Raw genomic sequence first — 23,449 nt, forward strand, 5'->3', positions numbered from 1 at the left:
CGCGAGGCCGCACCCTCGGCGGATCGGCCGCCGCCGTCTGTTGGACTCTCGTCCTCTTGTGGACCCTCGTCCTCTCTCGGACTTTTGTCCTCTCTTGGACTCTCATGGGGCGGCGGGCCGGGACGGAGACAGCGCCTGATGCCGAACGACAAAGACGACGTCCTCGCCCCCGAGGCGATCGCCGCGCACCTCGCCGCCCTGCCGGGCTGGCGCGAGGCCGATGGCTGGATCGCCCGCACCTACCGGACGAACAGCTGGAAGGGCACCCTGATGGTGATCAACACGGTCGGCCACCTCGCCGAAGCGGCCTGGCACCATCCGGACCTCACCGCCTCCTATGCCTGGGTCGAGGTGCGGCTCACCACCCACTCGGCCAAGGGCCTGACCGAGAAGGATTTCGCGCTCGCGCGCAAGATCGAGGAGGTGGTCGGCTGGCAGCCGGGGCTGGAGGGCGGCGCGCTGGAGGGGACGCCGACCGATCCGCGCTTCGCCTACATCAAGCACGACCGCTGAGGGCGGCGCGGCGGGGGCGGCGCGCGGGGCGCTGGGCGGCGTGCTCCTGGCGGGCCCGGGCGTCCCGCCCGGCGCGCTTGGCGCCGTAGAGCGCCATGTCGGCGGCGTGAACCAGGTCCTCGAAGGTCATGCCCGGCCGGTGCGGGGCGACGCCGCAGGACATCGACAGCAGGAGCGCCGTGCCGTCGTCGAGGGTGAGCGGGGCGCGGCGCAGGGCCTCGCGCAGGCGCGCCGCCACCACCTGCGCCTGGTCGGCATCGGTCCCGGGGAGCAGGACCAGGAACTCGTCGCCGCCGACCCGCCCGATCGTGTCGGCCTCGCGCAGGCCGGCCCGCAGGACCGAAACCAGGTGGACCAGCGCCCGGTCGCCCGCGAGGTGGCCGTGCCGGTCGTTGACCTGCTTGAACAGGTCGAGGTCGATCGCGACCAGGCTCGGGACCGCCCGGGGATCCCGCATCGCCGCCAGGGCCGCCTCGCGGAACGCCGCGCGGTTGAGCACGCCGGTCAGGCCGTCGGTGGCGGCGATCCGCGCCAGCTCGGCCCCTCGCGCCCGCAGGGCCTCGGCGCTCTGCGACAGGGAGGCGAAGCGGGCGCCCCGGGCGGACAGCGCCGCCGCCACCGGCAGGCAGGTGAGCAGCAGGACGGCGAGGAAGCCCTGGAACAGGGCGGCCTGCTCGTGCGGATCCGGCGTGACCGCGGCGATCGGCCCCTGGCCGCGCAGGGTCGCGAGCGTGCCGATCACCGCGATCACCATCACGGCGGCCTTCGTGCCGAGCCGCCCGACCCGGAACGTCACCAGCATCACCGGGCCGAACAGCGCGAACAGCAGCGGCCGCACGGCGACGAAGAACGCCCCGTAGGTCGCCGCCGCGACCAGGACCTGGAGCCCGACCGCCTCCGCGCGCTGGCGCCAGTCCTTGCTGGCGAAGCACCGCCGGTAGTCGCCGCGCAGGAGCGCGAAGAAGAACGGCGTGAAGATCAGGAGGCCGAGCCCGTCGCTCAGGACCCAGGTGAGGAACGCGGTTTCCAGATCCTGCCCGAACAGCAGCCGGGCGGTGGCCGCGCCGCCGAGCCCGCTCAGCACCGGGGCGATGAGGCCGCAGACCACGATGAAGCGGCCGACGATCGCGGGCGTGACCAGGAGGTCGTCGCCCGACGGTCCTCGAGTCGACGGTCCCCGGCCCGACGGGCCTTCCCCCTCGAGCGCGGGCCGGAGCAGGCTCGCCGCGACGGAGAGCTCGAGGAGGTTGCACGCGCCGAAGAGGAGCGGGCCGGCGCCGAGGCCGCGCGTCACCGCGTTCGCCGCCACGCCGGCGAGGTAGCCGGCGCCGAGCAGGCCCGTCCACGCCCCGGGGCGGCGGTCGAGCAGGGCGGCGAGGACGACGGCGTTGGCCGGCCACACCGTGGCGATGTCGCGGCCGTCGCTGGTGAGGTGGATCGTGCCGGCGGCCAGCAGGAAGGACAGGAATCCGACGAGGCACGCAGTCCGTCTGTCCGTCATCGATCGACTCTTGGGACCAGGGCCGTGATCGACGGCGCTGCCCGACCTTTCGTGCGTAAGATTTTAGCGGACTCGAAGACGGTCATCTAACGATGCGACGGCCTAGCTATAGGTCGAACGGCATAGATTCGTAACGGTAAAGCGGAGATCGGTAGCAGGAGCCATCCCCCTGCAACTCTTGCTCCCTACGACGAAATACTATGAGACGAAGGGATGATCCCGGCCGCCGGCCGGCGCGGCCGTTCCTCGTCGCCCGCCTCGGCCGGGGACGGTCGGCCCGGCGGCCCGGCGCGGATCACGCCGACAGCATCCACGTCTCCCGTCTCGCGCGCTTGGCGCCGTAGAGCGCCATGTCGGCGGCGTGGACGACCTCCTCGAAGCCCATCCCGTCCCGGTGCGGGGCGACGCCGCAGGACATCGACAGCAGGAGTGCCGTGCCGTCGTCGAGGGTGAGCGGGGCGCGGCGCAGGGCCTCGCGCAGGCGCGCCGCCACCACCTGCGCCTGGTCGGCATCGGTCCCGGGGAGCAGGACCAGGAACTCGTCGCCGCCGACCCGCCCGATCGTGTCGGCCTCGCGCAGGCCGGCGCGCAGGACCGAGACCAGGTGGACCAGCGCCCGGTCGCCCGCGAGGTGGCCGTGCCGGTCGTTGACCTGCTTGAACAGGTCGAGGTCGATCGCGATCAGGCTCGGCGGCGTCGAGACGGGGGCCATCCGGGAATTGCGCATCGCCGCCAGGGCCGCCTCGCGGAAGGCGGTGCGGTTGAGCACGCCGGTCAGGCCGTCGGTAGCGGCCAGGCGCGCGAGCTCGGCCCGCTGCGCCCGCAGGGATTCGGCGCTCCGCGACAGGGAGCGGAGGTTCCTGCCCTGCGCCGTGAGCGCCGCCGCCACCGGCAGGCAGGTGAGCAGCAGGACGGCCAGGAAGGCGTGCAGCAGGGTGGCCTGCTCGTGCGGGTCGGGCGTGACCGCGGCGATCGGGCCCTGGCCGCGCAGGGTTGCGACCGTGCCGATCACCGCGATGACCGCCACGGCGGCCTTCGTGCCGAGCCGCCCGACCCGGAACGTCGCCAGCATCGCGGGACCGAACAGCACGAACAGCAGCGACCGCTCGGCCACGCAGAACACCCCGTAGGCGGTCGCGGCGACGAGCCCCTGCAGCGCGAGCGCCTCGGCGCGCCGGCCCCAGTCCTTCCCGGTCAGGCACCGCAGGTAGTCGCCGCGCAGCAGCGCGAAGAGGAACGGCGTGAACACCAGGAGGCCGAGGCCGTTGCCGGTGACCCAGTTGCCGAAGGCGACCGCTGGGTCCCGCCCGGACACCAGCGAGGCGACCGCCGTGCCGCCGAGCCCGCTGAGCGCCGGGGCGACCAGGCCGCAGACCAGGATGAAGCGCCCGACGACGGAGGGCGCGACCAGCATGTCCTCGCCGTTCAGGGCGGGCCGCAGGAGGCGGGCGGCGATCCAGGCCTCGGCGACGTGGCAGAGGCCGTCGAGGAACGGGGCGGGGCCGACGCCCCGCATCGCCAGCCCCGTCGCCACGTTGGCCAGGTAGCCGGCCGCGAGCAGCCTTCCCCAGCCGTCCGGGCGGCGGTCGAGCAGCGCGGCGAGGAGGACGGCGTTGGCCGGCCACACCGCCGCCAAGCCCTGCCCGTCGCCGGTGAGGCGGATCGTGCCGGCCGAAAGGACGGCGTAGAGGAGGCCGACGATGCACTCTGCCTGTCTGGCTGTCACGGAGGGTCCCATCCGGCTCGACGTCCCGCCGCCCAGCAGCGGACCTAACGTCAGGCGGCTGCAATGATGGTCGAGTCGTTGACGGTGGGATAACGGGACGCGGAAAAATCTCGCGAATGCGCGTGATCATGGACTATTTGGCAAGTGAGATGACGGTCATACTGAAGAGATCGGCGTGTCGATCGATCGATCGTTCAATTTTTCCCCGTCATCTCCTTGCGTGAGATCCGGCCGAGAGGCATCGGACCGCGTCCCGGCGTCATCCGCCCGCCCTCACCCGCCGGCACTGCGTCTTGAGGTAGGCGGTCTGCCCGATGCCGGCCCTGACCTCGGAGCGGGCGATGATCTCCTGCCAGCCGGTGGCGCAGCCGATCTCGCTCGCGACCCGGGTCTTGAACACGTCGGTGGCGTTCGCCTCCTCGCAGTCCTGCACCGGGACCGTGTTGGCGCAGATCAGCACCACCGCCAGGAATCCGTTCATCGTCCCCTCCCCCTGCCCAAGACGAGAGATGATGGGGGCCGGCGGGCTCGCGCCAAGCCTGGATCTTTGGACGGGTCCGGATCGTCGACCTGCCTGGATCGTCGATCAGGAGCTTTCTCGCGACGCGGCGCTGCGGTCCGTCCGGCGCGACCTTGCGAACGAATGCCGAGGATCGAGGGGTGGACCCCGTCCCCCTGCGTCAAGGCGGACACTTCACAGTCGACCGTGAGCCGTCGGCGGCGCGCGAATACGGTCGAGCCCACGAGTGTTCCTTCTTGGCGTTCGGAATTGTTGTCTGATCGGCCCTCATGGATCTATGCGTGGTCGATCGCTGGATCCAAATCGGCACTATTTTGCCGTTCTGGCGAATTAGCCAAATATAATCACGATTTCAGTAGGGAATTTACATTTTATTAACGTTCACTGAATACCCGAGCCTATGTAATTAATTCTTTTTGTAGGGGCCTCAGTCCGTGCACCTGGATCGTATTTCCATTCGCGCCAAATTGATTTTTTCTTTCACCTGCGTGCTGCTGTTCGTTCTGGCGGTCGGTGCCGCAGGCTGGAGCGGCATCTCGTCTCTCAGTCATTCACTGTCCCATATCGGTCGAAACAGCCTGCCCAGCGTCGCGACTGCCGCTTCCCTGCGTGCGGCCGCCATCGACGTGCGTGTCAGCGTCGTCAACCACATCCTCTATACGGACGTGGAGAGGATGACGTACGAGGAAGGCGCCCTGGCAAAGAAGATCGCGGTCGTCGCCACTCTCGGCGACGCCTATGGTCCGCTGGTCGGCTTGCCGGGGGAGAGGGAACTCTTCGAGACGTTTCGATCGAACTGGAAGCAGTTCCTCGACAAGCTGCCCGTCGTGGTGATCCTGTCTCGCAACGGCGACAAGTCGCGCGCATTCACGGAAAACGTGACGGTCGTGCGCCCGAGCATCAAGGCCGCGGCGGAGGCCCTGGACGCCATCGTCTCCATGAACGAAGCCGCCGCCGCCGCCACGGTGGCGGCCAGCGAGCGTGCGGTGGCGACGGCCCACACGATCATGACGGCGATCGGCGCGGCGGCCGTGGGCCTGACGCTTCTCGTGACGGCGCTCATCATCGGCAGCATCGCGCGCGGGATCGGCGCCATCGTGCGGCCGATGCAGGCGCTCGCCTCCGGCGACCTCTCGGTGACGGTTCCGCACCGGGGACAGCGGACCGAGATCGGCACGATCGCCGACGCCGTGCAGGTGTTCAAGGGCGGCCTCGTGCGGATGAAGGCGCTGGAAGCGGAGGCCGCGCAGGCCCGGCTCGCGGCGGAGGAGCATCGCAAGCGTGTCATGCGGGAGATGGCCGACGGGTTCGAGAACGCGGTCGGCGGCGTGATCGGCATGGTGTCGTCCTCGGCGACCGAATTGCAGGCGACGGCGCAGCAGCTGACGTCGACGGCGAGCCAGACCGCCAGCCAGTCGAACGCCGTCGCCGCCGCCGCCGAGGAGGCCGCCTCCAACGTCAGCACCGTCGCCGCCGCGACCGAGGAGCTGGGTTCCTCGGTGCAGGAGATCGGCCGGCAGGTCGACGGTTCGGCGGACCTCGCCCGGCGGGCGGTGATGGAGGCCGACCAGGCCGGCACGCAGGTGCAGGAGCTGAGCGCGGCGGTCGCGCGGATCGGCGACGTGGTGGGGCTGATCTCGACCATCGCCGGGCAGACCAACCTCTTGGCGCTCAACGCGACGATCGAGGCCGCCCGGGCCGGGCCGGCCGGCAAGGGCTTCGCCGTCGTCGCCTCCGAGGTGAAGGCCCTGGCGGAGCAGACCGCCCAGGCCACGAACGACATTTCCGGGCAGATCTCCCAGGTCCAGGCCTCGACCGGGCAGGCGGTGGCCTCGATCGGCGGGATCACCGGGCGCATCCGCGAGATCAGCGCCGTCGCCACCTCGATCGCCGCGGCGGTGGAGCAGCAGGGCGCGGCGACGCAGGAGATCGTCCGCAACGTCGCCCAGGCGGCCCAGGGCACCGGCGAGGTGACGGGCAACATCGCCGGCGTGGCCGGCGCCGCCGACGAGACCGGGGCGGCGGCGAGCCAGGTGCTCGGGGCGGCCTCCGAATTGTCGCGCCAGTCCGAGCACCTCACCTCCGAGGTCGCCCACTTCCTCGCCACCGTCCGCGCGGCCTGACCCGGCCGCATCGGCACCGGCGGTCGCGCGACCGGCGCCTTTCGCCCCGCTTCCGGTCCTTCAGGCCGGCACCTCCACCACCAGCCCCGGATCGAAGCTCGCGCCCTCGACCGGGTTGGCGAGGCAGCGGGTGCCGTGGAGCGCGAGGTCGTGGGCGGCGTGGAAATGGCCGGAGATCCAGAGGTCCGGACGGTGGGCCGCCGGCAGATCGGCGAGGAGCGTGGTGGCGTAGAAGGCCGGCACCCACCAGGGCACGCCGGGGGCATCGCGAAAACGGTCGGCGGATTCCGCGATCGGCGGGTGGTGGGTCACCGCGACGGTCGGGCCGGGATGGGGCCGCGCGAGCGCCGCGCTCAGCGCCGCCCGGTCGGCGGCATGGGCCGCCATCGCGGCCCGGGGCGACCAGGGCGTGCCGTCGGCAAGCCGGATCGCCCGGTATTCCCGCGAGCCGGTCGCCGGGTCGGTCATGCGGGCCTCCGCGTAGGCGACCGGGTCGTCGGGGCGGCCCGGCGTGCCGGGGGTAAGCCAGCGCCCGGCGAGCGCCCAGTCGCTCCACAGGGTGGCGCCGACGACGCGCACGCCGTCGAGCACCCGGGCGTCCCCGGCCTGGAGCAGCATCACCCGCTCGCGGCCGGCGGCGGCGTTCTCCGCCGCGACCGCCGCCGCCAGCGCCGCCAGCAATTCGGGGGCGGTGCGGGGATCGCCGGCGGGCGCGTAGCGCTCGTGGTTGCCCGGCACCCACACCACCGGCCGCTCGCCGGAAAGCTGCAGGAGCGCGGCGAGCCCCCGCTCCGGCTGGCCCTCCCAGACGTCGCCGGCGCAGACCAGGAGGTCGAAGTCCCGGGCCGGGGCCGGCACCGCCGCGAGCGGCCGGCGCTCGAGATGCAGGTCGGAGAGCGGGAAGATCCGCATCCTCAGGCGCCGAACAGCGACAGCACCACCGGGCGCCGGTCGAGGTTGTAGACCTGCGCCTCCCGGGCGGCCTTCGCGGCGCGCTCGGCGGCGTCGGCGAGCGCCGCGAGGCGGGCCGGCGGCTCGCCCTGGCGGCGCTCGATCTCGGCGGCGAGCCGGCGCTGCACCGCGTCGAGGGCGGTGGCGTAGAGGGCGTCGGCGTCGCGGCCGGCGAGCCGTTCGGCGAGCTTCAGGGCGCGGCGCCAGTCCGGCCGGTCGCCCTGGTCCATCAGGGCCTCGACCTCGTCCACCACGCCGATCGTGTCGGGATCGAGGAGCTCGATCGCCCGGGCGACCGAGCCCTCGCTCAAGGAGGCCGCCCGGTCGATCAGCTCCGGCGGCCGCGTCGCATGCGGAGCGCCGAGCCCGCGCAGCACCTGCGCCACCGCCCCGGTCGGCAGCGGCTTGAGGGAAAGGCGCCGGCAGCGCGAGCGGATGGTCGGCAGGAGGCGCCCGGGGGCGTGGCTGACGATCAGGAACAGCGAGCGCGGCGGCGGCTCCTCGATCACCTTCAGGAGGGCGTTGGCGCTGGCGAGGTTCAATTCGTCGGCACAATCGACGATGCAGATCCGGTAGCCGGCATCGGCCGAGGTCGCCGAGAACAGGTGGAGCGCGCGGCGCGCCGCGTCGACGCCGATCTGGGTCGGGATCGTCTTGGCGCCCGGCGCCTTCTGGCGGCGCAGGAGCACGAGGTTGGGATGCGCCAGCCCGGCGACCTGGCGGGCGACCGTGTGGCCGGGGGGCAGCGCCAGGGTGTCGGGCGTGCCCGCACCGTCGCCCCGCGCCAGGAGGTGGCGGGCGACCCGGAAGGCGAGCGTCGCCTTGCCGATGCCCTTCGGCCCGCCGATGAGCCAGGCATGGTGCAGCCGCCCGGCGCCGATCGCCTCCCGGAAGGCGCGCTCGGCCGCCTCCTGGCCGAGCAGGTCATGGCGGTCGCGCGGGCGCGGCACGCCCGGGACATCGCCGATCTCGGCCTCGTCGTCGCGCAGCTCAGGCGGCATCGGAGACCCCCGGGGCGAGGTGCGGCAGCCGCGCCGCGACCGCCGCGCGGACCGCCTGCGCGACGGCATCGGGCGGCTGTTGCGCGTCGATCACGACGCAGCGCCCCGGCTCGGCCTCGGCGATGGCGCGAAAGGCGGCCCGCAGGCGCTGGTGGAACTCCAGGGCCTCGGCCTCGAACCGGTCCGGCGTGACGGCGGCGGCGCGGTCGCGCTGGCGGGCGCGGGCGAGCCCGATCTCCGGGGGCAGGTCGAGGATCAGGGTCAGGTCCGGCCGGGTCGGACCGACCACCACCCGCTCCAGGGCGGCGAGCGTCTCGGGCTCGAGGCCGCCGGCCGCGCCCTGGTAGGCCCGGGTCGAGTCGCTGAAGCGGTCGCAGAGCACCACGGCGCCGCGCGCGAGGCTCGGGCGGATCAGGGTCGCGAGGTGATCGAGGCGCGCGGCGGCGAACATCAGCGCCTCGGCGAAGGGGCCGTGGGGCTTGGCGATGCCGGAGAGCACCGCGGCGCGGATCCGCTCGGCCCGGGGCGAGCCGCCGGGCTCGCGGGTGGTCACCACCTCGCGGGGGCCGCGGTCCGGGCCGGCCCGCAGCCAGGCGGCGAGCCGCGTGATCTGGGTCGACTTGCCGGCGCCCTCGCCGCCCTCGAAGGTGATGAAGCCGCCGGGGCGCGCCGGCGCCTCGGCGGGCGCCCCGGTCACGATCGTCCCGGTCACGACTTGCTGGTGATCCGGCTGAGGGCCTGGCGGAACCAGCCGGTGCCGACCTCGAGCGCCGCGTCGAGGGCGCGCTGGGTCATGGTGCCGGCCGGCACGGCCTCGGCGGTGTAGAGCGGCATGTCGAGCACCACCTGCTCGCCGCGGGTGACCTTGAGCCGGCCGACCTCGCGGCCCTCCTCCACCGGCGCGGTCAGCGGGCCCTGGTAGGTGGCCCGCGCCACCAGCCGGTCGCCGTTGCCGCGCGGCAGCATCAGGCGCACCGGCTTCTTCGTGACGAGGGCGACCCGGCCCTTCTCGGCTCCGAAGGTCTCGGCCTCCGCCACGGTCTCGCCGGCGTTGAAGATCTGGCGCGCCTCGAAGGCGCGAAATCCCCACTCGATCAGCTTGCGGGCTTCCGCGGCGCGGTCGCGGGCGGTCTTGAGGCCGCTCACCACCAGGACCAGGCGCTGGCCGTTCTGCACCGCCGAGCCGGTCAGGCCGTAGCCGGATTCCTCGAGGTAGCCGGTCTTCAACCCGTCGGCGCCGATGTCGAGGGTGAGGAGCGGGTTGCGGTTCTGCTGGCGGATCTTGTTCCAGGTGAACTCGCGCTCGGAAAAGAGCTTGTAGTTCTCCGGGTAGGTCTCGATCAGGTGGATGGCGAGCTTCGCCATGTCCCGGGCCGTGACCTTCTGGTCGGGCGCCGAGTAGCCGGTGGCGTTGCGGAAGGTCGAGCGCTCGAGCCCGATCTCCTTCGCGTGCCGGTTCATGATCTGGGAAAAATTGTCCTCGGTGCCGGCGACGCCCTCGGCCGCCGCGATCGCCGCGTCGTTGCCGGACTGGACCACGATGCCGCGCAGGAGGTCGGGCAGCTTCACCTTGCTGTTGAGCTGGGCGAACATCGACGAGCCGCCGCCGCCCGCGCCGCCGCGGCGCCAGGCGTTCTCGCTGATCGTGAACTCGGTGTCGGGGCCGAGCTTGCCCTTGCGCATCTCGTCGAAGAGCACCTCGACGGTCATCAGCTTGGCCATGCTGGCCGGCGAGAACGGCTCGTCGGCGCCCTTCTCGAACAGGATCGCGCCGGTATCGGCGTCGATCAGGATGGCATGCGGGGCCAGCGTCTGGAAGGCCTGCGCCCAGGCCCCGGACGCCGCGACGGTGATCCCGAGGGCGGCCGCGAGGGCCATGCCCGCGGCGCGGCGCGTCAGCGCCCTGCCCGCTCCGGTGGTCGCTCTCACACGCATCCCCTACCGCTCGAAACCCCGGCCGTCCGGGAAACCCGTCGCACTCTGCCGTCCCGCCCGCGCCCACGCAACCGCGGCTGTGCCGCAGTGCGGGATGGGGAACCGTTTTGGAGGTGGATTCGGGCCCGGATGCCGTTCGTCCGGCTCCGCCGCCTCTCCAGCCTGCGACCTCATCCGGAGGTGTCAGTCGATCCTCGATCGACTGACACCTCCGGATGAGGTCGCAAGGAGGCCCGCGCTCGCGAGGACTGCCCTCAATACATCCCCGCGACCTTCGAGCGCGGCGGCATGCCGGGCTTGCGGCCGGTGTTCTTGGCGTCGCCCTTGGTGTCGCCCTTGGCGTCCTCCCGGTCGCCCTTCTGGGCGCCGGCGAGGCGCAGCGGCGGCGCGATCGGGAGCGGGCCTGTCCTGGGGGCGGCCTTGGCGACGACGGTCGTCGCGGCCTTGCCCCCGGCCGGCGTCGCGGCGGCGTGCATGACCTGCGCCAGCGAGGCGCGGTCCGGCGCCGGATGGCCCGCGAAGGCGAGCGCCTGGCCCGGAGCGGCGGGCCTGTGGGCCGCGGCCGGGGCCGCCGCCGCCTTGGGCGTACGCGCCGCGGCGAGGCCGGGATTGAGGCCCTCGACGGCGGCGACGCGCACCGGCGCCGGCAGGCGGGCGGCCGGCGCCCGGGGCGCCTCGGCGATCCGGACCGGCGCCGGGGCGTGCGGGGCCGCACGGACGGAGGTCGGGCGGGCGGGGGTCACGCGGGCGGGGGTCTCGCGGGCGGGGGTTTGGCGGCGGATCTCGGGCTCGTCCTCGACGGCCTGCGCCGAGGCGAGCTGCACCGGGGCGACGACCCGCGGCTTCTCGACGATCGGGCGCACCGGCTCCGGCTCGGGCTGGCGGAACGCGAACGGCTTCGCGTCGTCACCTGCGTCCGCCACCATGATGTTGGCGCCCATCGGCGAGCCGGCGGGCGTGCCGTCGGTGCGCAGGGTCGCCATCAGCTTGCGGTCGTCGCTGCCGCCGACCGAAGCCTTGCCGACATACTCGACCCGGACCTTGGTGGTGCCGCGGCGGCGGAAATCGAGCGCCTCGGCCACCGCCTGCGACACGTCCATCAGGCGGTCGGCGTGGTAGGGCCCGCGGTCGTTGACCCGCACCACCATCGAGTGGCCGTTCTGCAGGTTGGTGACCCGGGCGTAGCTCGGCAGAGGCAGGGTCGGGTGCGCGGCGGCGACCGAGAAGCGGTCGAAGATCTCGCCGTTGGCGGTCTGGCGGCCGTGGAAGGCGGTGCCGTACCAGGAGGCCAGGCCCTCGCGCACGTAGCCCCGCGCGTCCTGGCGCGGCACGTAGGTGCGGCCGGCCACCACGTAGGGCTTGCCGGTCATCTGCCGGCCGCCGCCCTTCGGGATCTTGTCGTTCTCGCCGTAGAGGCGCGGGCTCGCGGCGACACCGTATTTCGGGTCGATCTCGCGCCCGCCGCTCTTCAGCGCGAGGGTCTTGGGCGTCGGCCCGGCGCAGTTGGCCGCCGCGAGCGCGATTCCCGCCACCAGGGCCCACTTGACGACCGGCACAGGCCGGAGGGCCCCCCGCTCCGTCTCCGGACGCGGAATACCGCTCTTCGAAGATCCCGCCATCGACCCCTCGGATCCCGCGCCGCCGTCGAGGAAGGCTCACCCGTTCCGGGGAGCGGACCTCAGGGCCGCACAGGGTTGCGCTGCACTTGAGCGAAACCCTGCCGGCCCTGCGTAAACGAAAGCGTAACGGTGACCTTCGCGCGAGTCCCGTCCACACCCGTCCACAGGCGGGAGGCCCTACTCCGCCGGATGCGCCACCCCGCGCGGGCCCTCCTCGGCCTTGCGCCCGCGCCGCGCCACCAGCCGCTCGGCCGCGACGTAGAAGACCGGGGTGACGAACAGGGTCAGCAGGGTCGCCACCAAGAGCCCGCCGATCACCACCGTGCCCATCGAGATGCGGGCGTTGGCGCTCGCGCCGCTCGCGACGGCGAGCGGCACCGAGCCGAGGATGAAGGCGAAGGAGGTCATCAGGATCGGCCGCATCCTGAGGCGCACCGCACCCTTCGCCGCGGTCACCGCGTCCTCGCCCTTGGCGCCGAGGTCGCGGGCGAAGGAGACGAGCAGGATCGCGTTCTTAGCCGCCAGCCCGACGAGAAGCAGGAGCCCGATCTGCCCGAAGATGTCGAGGGGCAGGCCGCGCAAAGCCAGGGCGCCGACGGCCCCGAACAGGGCCAGCGGCGTCACCAGGATCACCACGAAGGGCAGCCGCAGGCTCTCGTACTGGCCGGCGAGCAGCAGCACGATCATCACCACGCCGAGCCCGAAGATCAGCGGCGCCCAGCCGCCGGCGATCTTCTCCTGGTAGGCGACCTCGGTCCATTCGACCGCGTAGTCGGCCGGCAGCGCGGTGTCGGCCAGGCGCTCGATCGCGGCGATCGCCGCGCCCGAGCTCGCGGTCTCGGCGGTGTCGACCGCGATCTCGATCGCCGGATAGGTGTTGTAGGACAGGACCGCCGTCGGCCCGCTGACGAAATGCGGCGTGACGAGCGCGCCGATCTGCACCGGCTCGCCGCGGCTGTTCGGCACGGTGAGCCGCGACAGGTCCTGGATCGTGCGCCGCCCTTGAGACTCGCTCTGGACGTAGACCTGGTAGACGAAGCCGAACTTGTTGAAGAGGTTGACGAAGGACGAGCCGACATAGGTGCCGAGCGCGTCGAACAGCGATTGCAGGCTGACGCCGAGCTGCTCGGCCTTGGCGCGGTCGATGTCGAGGCGCAGCTGCGGCACGCCGTAGCTCGTGGTGGCGGTGGCGCCGCCGATCTCGGGCAGCGTCTTCAGCTGGGCGATGAAGCCCTCGGCGGTCTTGGCGAGGGTGAGCCCGCCCGCGCCGCTGCGGTCCTGCAATTCCAGCGTCAGGCCGCCGCGGGAGCCCAGCCCCGGCAGCGGCGACGGATCGACGATGCGCAGCACCCCGTCGGGGTGGTTCTTGAACCGCTTCCTCAGCCGTCCGATCACGTCGGTGACCGTCTCCTCGCGCTGGTCCCAGGGCTTCAGGGTCGGGATCTGGAAGCCGTAGAACGGGGCGGTGACGTCGGCCAGGATGCCGCGCCCGGCGACCCCGATCGTGCCGGCGACGGAGGGCTCGGCCAGAGCGGCGCGTCCCACCTCCTCCACCATCGCGGCGGTGCGGCCGACGGAGGCGCCCTTCGGCAGCGCGATGTCGGCGAAGAAGTAGCCCTGGTCCTCCTGGGGCACGAAGGCGCTCGGGCGGCTCGCGACCATCCAGGCGGTGAGCCCGGCGAAGCCCAGGAACACCAGCCCGGTCGCGACGAGGTGGCGCGACAGGCGCCCGACCGAGCCGACCGCGACCCCGGTCGCCCGGTCGAGGGCGGCGTCGAACCAGCGCAGCGGGGCCCGCCAGCGGCTGCGATGCGCGCCCTTGCCGCGAGGCTTGAGCAGCAGGGCGCAGAGCGCCGGGGTCAGCGTGAGCGACACGACCGCCGAGATCAGCACCGAGATCGCGATGGTGAGCGCGAACTGGTTGTAGAGCTGTCCCGTCAGCCCCGGGATGAAGGCGACCGGCACGAACAGGGCGGCGAGCACCAGGGTGGTGGCGATGACCGGGCCCGCCACCTCGTTCACCGCCTCGGCCGCGGCCTCGCGCGGCTCCTGGCCTTCCTCCATCAGCCGCTCGGTGTTCTCGACCACGATGATCGCGTCGTCGACGACGAGGCCGACCGCCAGGACGAGGCCGAGCAGGCTCAGGGTGTTGAACGAGAAGCCGAGCGCCGCCATCGGCCCGAAGGTGCCGATCAGCGCGACCGGCACGGCGATCGCCGGGATCAGGGTCGCGCGCCAGCTCTGCAGGAACAGGTAGGTGATGACGACGACCAGCACGATCGCCTCGATCAGGGTCTTGATCACCTCGTGGATCGAGGCGTTCACGAACTCGGTGCGGTCGAGGGCGATCTTGTAGTGCAGGCCCGGGGGAAACCGCTTGGCGAGGTCCTTCATGGTGGCGTGGACGCCCTTCATGACCTCGACGGCGTTGGCCTCCGGGTTCTGGTACAGGCCGAGCGAGGCGGCCGGCTTGTTGTCGTAGGTCGAGCGGCTGCCGTACTGCTCCGAGCCGAGCTCGACCCGGCCGACGTCGCGGATGCGCACCACCGAGCCGTCGGGATTGGCCCGGATCACCACGTCGGCGAATTCCCGGGGCTCGGTCAGCCGGCCCTTGGTGACGATCTGCAGCTCGAAGGCGGGGGCGTCGCGCACCGGCTCCTTGCCGAGCGAGCCGACGGTGATCTGGGCGTTCTGCTGCTCGACCGCCTGGACGATCTGGCCCGGGCTCAAGCCCAGCGATTCCATCCGGGCCGGGTCGAGCCAGACCCGCATCGCGTAGCGCTTGTTGGAGAAGTTGACGATGCGGCCCATGCCGGCGACCCGGCGCAGGGGCTTGATCACCTGGGTCTCGGCCCAGTTCGACAGGAACAGCTCGTCGTAGCGGTCGCCGTCGCTGTAGAGCACCACGTTGCCGAGGCGCTGGCGCGAGGACTTCACGATCTCGAGCCCCTGGTCGCGCACCGCCTGCGGCAGGCGCGATTCGGCGCGCTGGGCCCGGGTCAGCACGTCGGCGGCGGCGGCGTTGAGGTCGGAGCCGACCTCGAAGGTCGCGTCCATGCCGACGCTGCCGTCGGCGTTGCTGGTCGAGCTGATGTAGATCAGGTCCTGGGCACCGTTGATCTCCTGCTCGAGCGGGATCGCGATCGCCTCGTAGGCCTGTTGCGCCGTGGCGCCCGGATAGGTCGCCTGGATGTTGATGATCGGCGGCGCGATCTCGGGGAACTGGGCGATCGGCAGGGAGAACCCCGCCACGGCCCCGATCAGGGTGATGAGCACCGAGATCACGCCCGCCAGGACGGGCCGGTCGACGAAATACGCGAACATCCCGTGTCCCGGTGCGCCACCGCCGGCCGCCGGGGCCGCCGCGAGCCGCCGGCCCTGGAGACGGCCCCCCGGGCCCCGCGACGGTGAGGTGAAAGGTGGGGTGGAAGGCCAATGGGCAACGCGATCGCGCCCGAGGCTGTTCCGCGCCGGGGGAACGACCCGTGGCCGCGTCCCCTCGTCCCGGGGTGGAACCGCGGCGGAGGACCGGCTCTTGCCCGCTCGGATGCCGCGATGCGGCGCCCGCCCAAGGGACCCGCCGAACGAGGGCGGCTCCGTCCGGAGGAGATCGGCATCGTGCGCGCAAGGCTTCGCTACGGCCTCGTCGGTCTGGCCGCGCTCGCGGCCGGGGCCGGTCTCTGGTGGGGCCTCGGCCACCCGCTGCCGAAGGGCGCGGCCGGCGCCCTGCCGGTCCCGGTGGCGCAGTTCCTGGCGCCGCCGGCGCCACCGAAGGCGCGTGCGCCCGAGGCGCCCGAGTTCGACGTCGCGGTGGCGCGGGCGACCACCCAGACCGTGCCGGTCGCCTTCTCGTATACCGGCACGGTGATCTCGCCCAAGGACGCCGCGCTCCAGCCCCGGGTCACCGGCGTGGTGGTGGAGCGGCCGTTCGAGCCGGGCGGCCACGTCAAGCAGGGCCAGGTCCTGTTCCGCATCGACCCGCGGCCGTTCGAGGTGGCGTTGCGCACGGCGGAGGCCCAGCGCGCGCAGGCGGTGGCGCAGCTCGCCTTCGCGGATGCCGAGGTCGACCGCACCCAGCCGCTCGCCGACAAGGGCTACGCCTCCGAGCAGCGCTTCCAGCAGCTGGAGAGCAACCGCCAGGTCGCCCGCAGCCGGGTGCAGGAGGCCGAGGCCGCGATCGCGCGCGAGAAGCTCAACCTCGACTACGCGGTGATCCGTGCCCCCTTCGACGGGCGCTCCAGCCTCTCCGACGTCAATGTCGGCGACCACGTCAACGAGAACACCACCCAGCTCGCCAGCGTCGTCCAGATCGATCCGATCGAGGTGCAGGTGGCGCTCTCGGTCGAGGATTCGGAGGCGGTGCGCGCCGCCCTGAAGGAGAACCGCGCCTTCGTGCAGACCCTCGACGGCCAGGGCAAGCCGGAGCGCAAGGCGACGATCTACAAGCTCGACAACCGCTTCGACCCCCGTACCGCCCGCCGGCTGATCCGGGCCTGGCTGCCCAACGCCGACGAGCGCTACCTGCCGGGCGAGTTCGTGCGCGCGACCGTGCAGGTCGGGACCGAGGAGCGCCTGCTGGTGCCGACGGTCGCCCTCTCGGCCCAGCTCGACCAGCGCATCGTCTGGCGCGTCGGCGACGACGGAAAGGTGGCGATGGTGCCGGTCACCACCGGCGAGGAGTTCGGCGACCGCACGGCGATCCTGACGGGCCTCAAGGCCGGCGACCGGATCGCCACCGACCACCTCCAGCTCCTGCGCCAGGACCAGCGGGTCGGGATCAAGGACGAGGCCGCGCCGGCGCGCCAGGCCGCGAACGAGCCCGGCGGCACCGTGCGCTGAGGCCCGGGGCCGTCGGCCCCTACTGTGCGTCCGCGCGCCGGCCCCCAGAGCGCTTCACGATCGCGTTGCAATCGCGAAGCTCTCCAGGATTTTGATTTTGCCGCATTTTCGTCGACGAACCGGCATCCACTTCGTCGGAAAATGCTCTACCGCGCACCGGCGCGCCAGGCGAGGTCGAGGGCGAGACCCCGCGGCAGGGTGTCGAGGAGCGGCGTCACCGGCAGGCCCGCCGCGTGGAGTAGCCCGGCGCTCCAGTGGTTGCAGACGTTGAGGAGGCCGAAGCGCCCTTGCGCCTCGTAGAACAGGCTCGGGCCGTAGAGCCCCGGCCCCGCCTCGACCGGGCGGCCGTCCCGCAGGGTGAAGGCGGCGGCGAGCGCCGCGGCGAGACGCCCGAACCCGGCCCGCGACAGGTGCAGGGTTACGGTTCCGGCGCCGCGCAGCGCGTCCTCGTCCGCGATCCCGACGACGTGCAGCACCGCCGGGCGCCCGCCCGGGGTGAACAGCGCGGCGAGCGCCAGGCGCCAGTCGAGGGCGTCGAGCGTCGGCACGGCGCGGTAGAAGCCGGCATCGCCCCAGCCGATCTCGAGCGCCGGATAGGCGCCGAAGCGCTCGGTCACCCCGACGAGGGCGCCGGTCCCGGCCTCGGCCGCCGCCCGGGCCAGCGCCTCGCGCGGCAGCAGCAGGCCGGAATGCCAGGCATTGGCGACGAGCCGCACCGTGACCGTCTCCGCGCCGGGTGCCGGTGGGTAGAGGGCGGGATCCCCCGCCTTCGCGGTGAGCCAGGCCGCCAAGACGAGGCCGAGGCCGAGGCCGGTGGCGAGGACGAGGACGAGCGAGGCGGCGTACCGCACGGAGCGCGGGAGGCGGCGCCGGCGGCGCGCCATGCCGTCAGGCCGCCTCGACCAGCCGCCGCAGCTCCCGGTCGATCGCCGGGGGCGCCGAGGACGCGGCGAGGATCTTGATTCCCGCGACGGTCCCGGCGGCGTCGTAGGCGACGCGCCAGCCCGGCCGGACCTCCCGGCTCGCCACCGCCTCCGCATCGCGGAAGCGGACGGACAGCACGTCGGTCCGGGTGTCGTAGCGGCCGGTCACCGGGCGGGACGGGGCGGGAGCGGAGGGGGAGACGGGGGGCCGGCTCATGCCTTGCGGAGAGGTTTCGGGTGGAGGTTGGGCGCCGGTGCGGGCCGTCGCGGACCCGCACCGGATCGTGTCGTCGGGATCAGCCCTGCAGCCGGGTCAGGGCGTCCCGCACCTTCTCGCGGCGGGCGATGGCGGCGTCGCGGCGCTCGCGCTGCTCCTCCACCACCTCCTCGGGGGCGCGGGCGAGGAAGTCGGCGTTGCCGAGCTTGGCGTCGATCTTCCCGATCTCGCCGTCGAGCTTGGCATCCTCCTTCTTCAGCCGCGCCACCTCGGCGGCGAGGTCGACCACGCCTTCGAGCGGCAGGGCCGCGACCTCGCCGCGCACGATCAGCTGCACGGCGTTGCGCGGGCTCGTCTCGACGGTGTCGATCGAGGCGATGCGGCCGAGCCGCCGCACGGTGTCGCCCCAGCGCGCCACGCGCTCGCGCACCGCCTCGCTTGGCGCCACCAGCACCAGGGGGATCTGGGCGCCGGCCGGCACGTTCGTCTCCGAGCGGGCCGAGCGGATCTCCGACACGAGGTCGACGACCCAGCCGATCTCGGCCTCGGCCTCGGGACGCGCGAGCCCGCCGAGGTCCGGCCAGGCGGCGAGCGCCAGCAGCGGACGTGTGAGGCCGGCCTCGCGCGCCTTCGTCGCCCACAGCTCCTCGGTGAGGAACGGCATGAACGGGTGCAGCAGCACGCAGATCTGGTCGATGATGAAGGCGATGGTCCGGCGCGTCTCCTCCTTGGCCGGCCCGTCCTCGCCCTGGAGCACGGGCTTGGCCAGCTCCAGGTACCAGTCGCAGAACACGTTCCAGACGAAGCGGTAGGCGGCGTTGGCGGCGTCGTTGAAGCGGTAGGCCTCGATCGCCCCGGTCACCTCGGCTACCGCCCGGGCGGCCTCGCCGAGCGCCCAGGCGTTGAGGGTCTGGGTCACGCTCCCCGGCGCGAACGAGGGATCGAGCCGGCAGCCGTTCATCTCGGCGAAGCGCGCGGCGTTCCAGAGCTTGGTGGCGAAGTTGCGATATCCCTCAACGCGTTGCACGGAGAGCTTGATGTCGCGTCCCTGCGCCGCCATGGCCGCCAGGGTGAAGCGGAGCGCATCGGCGCCGTAGCGGTCGACGAGGTCGAGGGGATCGACCACGTTGCCCTTCGACTTCGACATCTTGGCGCCCTTCTCGTCGCGGACGAGGGCGTGGATGTAGATCGTGCGGAACGGCACCTCATCGAGTGCGTGAAGGCCGAGCATCATCATCCTGGCGACCCAGAAGAAAATGATGTCGAAGCCCGTCACCAGCGCGCTGGTCGGGTAGTAGCGGGCGAGCTCGGGAGTCTGCTCCGGCCAGCCCAGCGTCGAGAACGGCCACAGGCCGGACGAGAACCAGGTGTCGAGCACGTCCTCGTCGCGGCGCAAGGCGACCGGACGGCCGTGCTTCTCGGCGGCCTGGGCGAGAGCCTCCTCCTCGCTGGCGGCGACGAAGCAGTTCCCCTCTGGGTCGTACCAGGCCGGGATCTGGTGGCCCCACCACAGCTGGCGCGAGATGCACCACGGCTCGATGTTCTCGAGCCACTGGAAGTAGGTCTTCTCGTAAGTCTCGGGCACGAAACGGGTCCGGCCGTCGCGCACCGCCTGGAGCGCCCGCTCGGCCAGCGGCTTGACGTTCACGTACCACTGGTCGGTGAGGTAGGGCTCGATCACCACGCCCGAGCGGTCGCCGTGCGGGACCGCGTGGGCGTTGGGCTCGATCGCCACCAGCCGGCCGCGCTCCTCCATGAGCGCGACGACCTTGGCGCGGGCCTCGAACCGGTCGAGGCCATGCAGCGCCAGGGCCTCGGGCTCCGGGCTCGACCCTTCCAGGAATTCCGCATTGCCGTCGAGGCTTATGCGGGCTTCCTCATCCAGGATGTTGATTTGCGCCAGCCCGTGCCGGCGGCCGACCTCGAAGTCGTTGAAGTCGTGTGCCGGGGTGATCTTGACCGCGCCGGTGCCCTTCTCGGGATCCGAGTACTCGTCGGCGACGATGGGGATCAGGCGGCCGACGAGCGGCAGGCGCAGGCGCTTGCCGACGAGCGCCCGGTAGCGCTCGTCCTCCGGGTGCACCGCGACGGCGGTGTCGCCCAGCATGGTCTCGGGCCGGGTGGTGGCGACCGTGATGGTCTCACCCGTCTCGCGGCCCTCCTCGTCCACCACCGGGTAGGCGAAGTGCCAGAGATGGCCCTTCAGCTCGACCTGCTGCACCTCGAGGTCGGAGATCGCGGTCTGGAACTTCGGGTCCCAGTTCACCAGGCGCTTGTCGCGGTAGATCAGCCCCTGCGCGTGCAGGTCGACGAAGACCTTCAGGACGGCCTTCGACAGGCCCTCGTCCATGGTGAAGCGCTCGCGCGACCAGTCGCAGGAGGCGCCGAGCCGCTTCAGCTGGTTGACGATGGTGCCGCCGGATTCCGCCTTCCACTCCCAGACCCGGCGGACGAATTCCGCCCGGCCGAGGGTGCGCCGGTCGGGCTGCTGCTGCTCGGCGAGGCGGCGCTCCACCACCATCTGGGTCGCGATGCCGGCGTGGTCGGTGCCGGGCTGCCACAGCACGTCCTTGCCGCGCAGGCGCTCGAAGCGGGCGAGCACGTCCTGGAGCGTGTTGTTGAGGGCGTGGCCCATATGCAGCGAGCCCGTCACGTTCGGCGGCGGGATCATGATGCTGTAGGGCTCGGCGCCGGCCCGGTCGGGGCGGCCGGCCCGGAAGGCCTGCGCCTCCTCCCACTCGGCGGCGATGCGCGCCTCGACGGCGGCGGGATCGAAGGTCTTGTCCATCATCGCGGGAAGCAGCCACTCGCCCGGCGCCCGAGGCGCGTCCCGTCCGGCGGGACGCGCGCCCCGCGGGCGCCGTCAGAAACGAAACAAGGCCGGCCGCGCGAGCGACCGGCCCCCGAGCCCGCTTTCAAGCGGACCCGCGCGGTTCCGTCAACTGGCCCGCCCCGGCGGGCGTCCATACGCTTTCCGATTGATCGCTTCGCGATGCGGACAGCGGCGTCGCTCAGGCGCCGCGCTGGCTGGTGATACGAGATCCGGAAGTCATCTTCCGGATCTCGTATCAGCGTCCGCGGGCGACGCGCTCGATCTCGGCGCGCACCAGGCGCTCGACCATGACCGGCAGGTTGTCGTCGAGCCAGGACTTCAGCATCGGGCGCAGCATGTCCTGCACCAGGTCCTCGATGGTGCGGGCGTTGCGGGTCAGCACCGTGTTGGCCAGGAGGTCGAAGGCGTGGCTGACGGTGGCGTCGGTCGCCTGGGACAGGAGCCGCTCCTCCACCGCCGGCGGCACGGGCGGTGCGGGCGGCGGGGCCGCGGCCCGGGGGGGCTCCGGCGGCGGGGGCGGCGGCGCGGGCTCCGGCTCGATCTCGATCGCGTCGAAATCCATCGGCTCGTCGCGGAACTCGATCTCGTTCAGTGCATCGAAGGGGTCGAGGCTCGGCTCCGGCGCCTTCTCGGGCGCCTTCTCGACCACCTTGGCGACCGGCTCGGGCTTCGGGACCGGCATCGCGACCTCGGCGAGGTCGAGCACGTCCTCCTCCGGCTCGGGGTCCGGCACCGCCGTCGGCTTCGATCCGGCGGCGGGGGGCTCGCCCGGCTTCTGGTCGTCGGCGATGATGCGGCGGATCGAGGCGAGGATCTCCTCCATCGAGGGTTCCTGCGTCTTGTCCTGCGTCTTGGGGCTCGCGGCGCTCATCGGGCTCAACGCTCGAGGTCGGAGGGGAGAGGATCGGGTGGGTCAGAGTACGCAGCGGAGGCCGTTCCGCACAAGCGAAGCGGTCCCCGACTCACACGCAAAAAGGCATCGGCCGGGACGGGCCGCGGCGCCCCGGGGGCCTAGCGGCCGTCCGGGGTGCGCACACCGTACCAGAGATCCTTGACCTGATCGTAATGCTGCTTGGCGCTGTACTGTGCCACCGGCACCGCGATGAAGCGGGTGGTGAGGCGGCCGACGGTCTGCACCACCTGGTAGGAGCCGATCACCCGGTCGCGCTGGGCGGCGATCAGGCTGACGCGGGCGCTGAGCAGCTCCTGCTGGGCGTTCAGCACGTCGAGGGTGGTGCGCTGGCCGACCCGAGCCTCCTCGCGCACGCCGTTCAGCGCCACCTCGTTGGCCTGGACCTGGGCCTGCGAGGCGATGACGCGGGCCTTGGCGGCCTCGAGCGCACCCCAGGCGGTGACGATGCCGGCGCGGACCTGGTCGCGGGTCAGCTCGGCCTGGAGCCGGGCCTGGCCGACCTGCTCCTTGGCCTGGCGGATCTGCGCGTACTCGGCGCCGCCCTGGTAGAGCGGGACGGTGAGCTGGCCGACGATCGAACCCTGGAAGAAGCGGGTGTTGGCGATCTGCTGGTCGAAGACCTGGGCGGCGTTGCCGGTCACGCTGACCGTCGGGTAGAGCGACGATTCGGCGATCTTGACCTGGGCCTCGGCGGCGTCGACCGAGTGGAGGGCCGAGAGGATCGCCGGGTGCTCGACGAGGCCGATCTCGACCGCCGCCGTCAGGGTCCCGGGCACGAAGCGGTCGATCGGCCGGCCGGGGGCGAGCTGGCGCGGCTCGACGCCGATCACCTGCCGGTAGGTCGCGATGCTGGTGCGCAGGTTGGCCTCGGCCAGGCTGACCTGGGCCCGGGCGCCGGCGAGGCGCGCCTCGGCCTGGGCGACGTCGGTGCGGGTGACCTCGCCGACGTTGAAGCGGTCGCGGGTCTGGCGGAGCTGCTCCTCCAGCACCTCGACGTTGTTGCGGTTGAGCTCCAGCGTGGCGGTGTCGGCCAGCACGGACATGTAGGCCTGCGCCGCCGAGAACAGCGTCGTCATCTCGGTGTTGCGCAGGGTCTCGCGGCCGCCCAGCACCTGCGACTCGGCCTGGCGGGTCTGGTTGTCGGTGCGAAAGCCGTTGAACAGCGTCTGGCTGACCGAGAGGCCGGCGGTGCCCGGCACCAGGGTCTGCTCCGACGCGCGCCCGATCGCCCCGGCGCCGCCCTCCGCCAGGGCGGCCGCGCCGAGCCTGCCGGAGACGTGGCTGACGCCGACGCTCGCCGAGGCGCTGACCGTCGGGCGGTAGCCCGCCAGCGCCCGCGGCACGTTCTCGTCGTTGGCGCGCTGGCCGGCGCGCTGCGCGTTGAGCGTCGGGTTGCCCGCATAGGCCCGCGCGAGCGCGCTATCCAGGGTTTCCGCGGTCGCGCCCTGGCCCGCCATGGCGAGGGCCATGGCGGCGAAGCCGCCCAGCCGTAGCCCGCGGAACGCCCGAGTTCCTGTGTCCGTCACGCCTGTCTACCCTGTGCGGCTAGCTCACGATGACCGGCCCTGCGCCGTTGGGCGGCGGAGCCGATTCGCCATCTCGCTGTGCCCACCTCGAGGAAGACCTTAACCGAGGGCGGTTCCCGGGGCACGGGCCCCGCGTCGCGAACGGTCCTGTTTGGCCGGCACTGCCGCAAAAAAGCGACAGGTTCCCCGGGGGAAAATCCTCGACGGATATCCCGGGGGCCTGCGGCGCGCGTGCCCGCATCCCCGACCGTCATGCTGCAGGGGTCGACCGGATCGTGTCGGGTTTTGGTAAAGGAAGCGTTTCGGTGT

At 72.5% G+C, this 23,449-nt stretch carries 17 protein-coding genes; 3 read left to right on the forward strand and 14 right to left on the reverse strand.

All coding sequences use genetic code 11. From position 1 onward, the window contains the following. The first annotated feature begins 138 nt into the window (after positions 1-138). On the forward strand, positions 139-513 hold the full coding sequence (locus BMX97_RS00255) for a 4a-hydroxytetrahydrobiopterin dehydratase (protein WP_091744295.1): 375 nt from the start codon (positions 139-141) through the stop codon (positions 511-513). Here BMX97_RS00255 and BMX97_RS00260 read toward each other — a convergent pair. The 3 genes from BMX97_RS00260 to BMX97_RS00270 form a co-directional block, all read right to left on the reverse strand. Then, positions 497-2,014 carry a GGDEF domain-containing protein gene (locus tag BMX97_RS00260; protein WP_091744297.1) on the reverse strand — a complete coding sequence of 506 codons (1,518 nt, stop codon included), beginning with the start codon at positions 2,012-2,014 and terminating at the stop codon, positions 497-499. The genes BMX97_RS00255 and BMX97_RS00260 overlap by 17 nt on opposite strands. 295 nt (positions 2,015-2,309) lie before the next feature. Continuing rightward, positions 2,310-3,740, reverse strand: coding sequence for a sensor domain-containing diguanylate cyclase (locus BMX97_RS00265; protein ID WP_177202072.1), 1,431 nt, complete (start codon positions 3,738-3,740; stop codon positions 2,310-2,312). 259 nt (positions 3,741-3,999) lie between these two features. Next, on the reverse strand, positions 4,000-4,221 hold the full coding sequence (locus tag BMX97_RS00270) for a hypothetical protein (protein WP_091744301.1): 222 nt from the start codon (positions 4,219-4,221) through the stop codon (positions 4,000-4,002). A 473-nt stretch (positions 4,222-4,694) separates the two neighbouring features. Between BMX97_RS00270 and BMX97_RS00275 the strand changes: the two genes are divergently transcribed. Further along, positions 4,695-6,383: a methyl-accepting chemotaxis protein gene (locus BMX97_RS00275; RefSeq protein WP_091744303.1), complete on the forward strand. Its 1,689-nt coding sequence runs from the start codon at positions 4,695-4,697 to the stop codon at positions 6,381-6,383. 60 nt (positions 6,384-6,443) lie between these two features. Here BMX97_RS00275 and BMX97_RS00280 read toward each other — a convergent pair whose 3' ends face one another. From BMX97_RS00280 to BMX97_RS00305, 6 genes are all read right to left on the reverse strand, one after another. Continuing rightward, positions 6,444-7,295: a metallophosphoesterase gene (locus tag BMX97_RS00280; protein ID WP_091744305.1), complete on the reverse strand. Its 852-nt coding sequence runs from the start codon at positions 7,293-7,295 to the stop codon at positions 6,444-6,446. Between the two features lie 2 nt (positions 7,296-7,297). Next, positions 7,298-8,335, reverse strand: a complete 1,038-nt coding sequence (locus BMX97_RS00285) for a DNA polymerase III subunit delta' (protein WP_091745048.1) — start codon at positions 8,333-8,335, stop codon at positions 7,298-7,300. Next, positions 8,325-9,047, reverse strand: a complete 723-nt coding sequence (gene tmk, locus BMX97_RS00290; RefSeq protein WP_244538201.1) for a dTMP kinase — start codon at positions 9,045-9,047, stop codon at positions 8,325-8,327. Before tmk ends, BMX97_RS00285 begins: the two co-directional genes overlap by 11 nt. Beyond that, positions 9,044-10,213, reverse strand: a complete 1,170-nt coding sequence (locus tag BMX97_RS00295; RefSeq protein WP_177202093.1) for a D-alanyl-D-alanine carboxypeptidase family protein — start codon at positions 10,211-10,213, stop codon at positions 9,044-9,046. Before BMX97_RS00295 ends, tmk begins: the two co-directional genes overlap by 4 nt. Positions 10,214-10,524: 311 nt before the next feature. After that, on the reverse strand, positions 10,525-11,826 hold the full coding sequence (locus BMX97_RS00300; RefSeq protein ID WP_244538202.1) for a septal ring lytic transglycosylase RlpA family protein: 1,302 nt from the start codon (positions 11,824-11,826) through the stop codon (positions 10,525-10,527). A 240-nt stretch (positions 11,827-12,066) separates the two neighbouring features. After that, positions 12,067-15,213: an efflux RND transporter permease subunit gene (locus BMX97_RS00305; RefSeq protein WP_091744311.1), complete on the reverse strand. Its 3,147-nt coding sequence runs from the start codon at positions 15,211-15,213 to the stop codon at positions 12,067-12,069. A 294-nt stretch (positions 15,214-15,507) separates the two neighbouring features. Between BMX97_RS00305 and BMX97_RS00310 the strand changes: the two genes are divergently transcribed. Next, the gene (locus BMX97_RS00310; protein ID WP_244538203.1) at positions 15,508-16,728 is read left to right on the forward strand and encodes an efflux RND transporter periplasmic adaptor subunit; all 1,221 of its coding nucleotides are present in this window, start codon (positions 15,508-15,510) and stop codon (positions 16,726-16,728) included. 146 nt (positions 16,729-16,874) lie between these two features. Here BMX97_RS00310 and BMX97_RS00315 read toward each other — a convergent pair whose 3' ends face one another. From BMX97_RS00315 to BMX97_RS00335, 5 genes are all read right to left on the reverse strand, one after another. Then, on the reverse strand, positions 16,875-17,612 hold the full coding sequence (locus tag BMX97_RS00315; RefSeq protein WP_091744315.1) for a DUF2459 domain-containing protein: 738 nt from the start codon (positions 17,610-17,612) through the stop codon (positions 16,875-16,877). Between the two features lie 4 nt (positions 17,613-17,616). Beyond that, positions 17,617-17,868 (reverse strand): DUF2283 domain-containing protein, encoded by a 252-nt coding sequence (locus BMX97_RS00320; RefSeq protein WP_091744316.1) that lies wholly within the window; start codon positions 17,866-17,868, stop codon positions 17,617-17,619. Between the two features lie 79 nt (positions 17,869-17,947). Then, positions 17,948-20,659 carry a valine--tRNA ligase gene (locus tag BMX97_RS00325; RefSeq protein ID WP_091744318.1) on the reverse strand — a complete coding sequence of 904 codons (2,712 nt, stop codon included), beginning with the start codon at positions 20,657-20,659 and terminating at the stop codon, positions 17,948-17,950. Between the two features lie 277 nt (positions 20,660-20,936). Beyond that, positions 20,937-21,572 carry a DUF2497 domain-containing protein gene (locus BMX97_RS00330; protein WP_177202073.1) on the reverse strand — a complete coding sequence of 212 codons (636 nt, stop codon included), beginning with the start codon at positions 21,570-21,572 and terminating at the stop codon, positions 20,937-20,939. Between the two features lie 140 nt (positions 21,573-21,712). Continuing rightward, on the reverse strand, positions 21,713-23,083 hold the full coding sequence (locus tag BMX97_RS00335; protein ID WP_177202094.1) for a TolC family outer membrane protein: 1,371 nt from the start codon (positions 23,081-23,083) through the stop codon (positions 21,713-21,715). Positions 23,084-23,449: the final 366 nt, after the last annotated feature.

This window comes from Methylobacterium sp. ap11, assembly GCF_900110515.1.
Lineage (GTDB): Bacteria > Pseudomonadota > Alphaproteobacteria > Rhizobiales > Beijerinckiaceae > Methylobacterium > Methylobacterium ajmalii.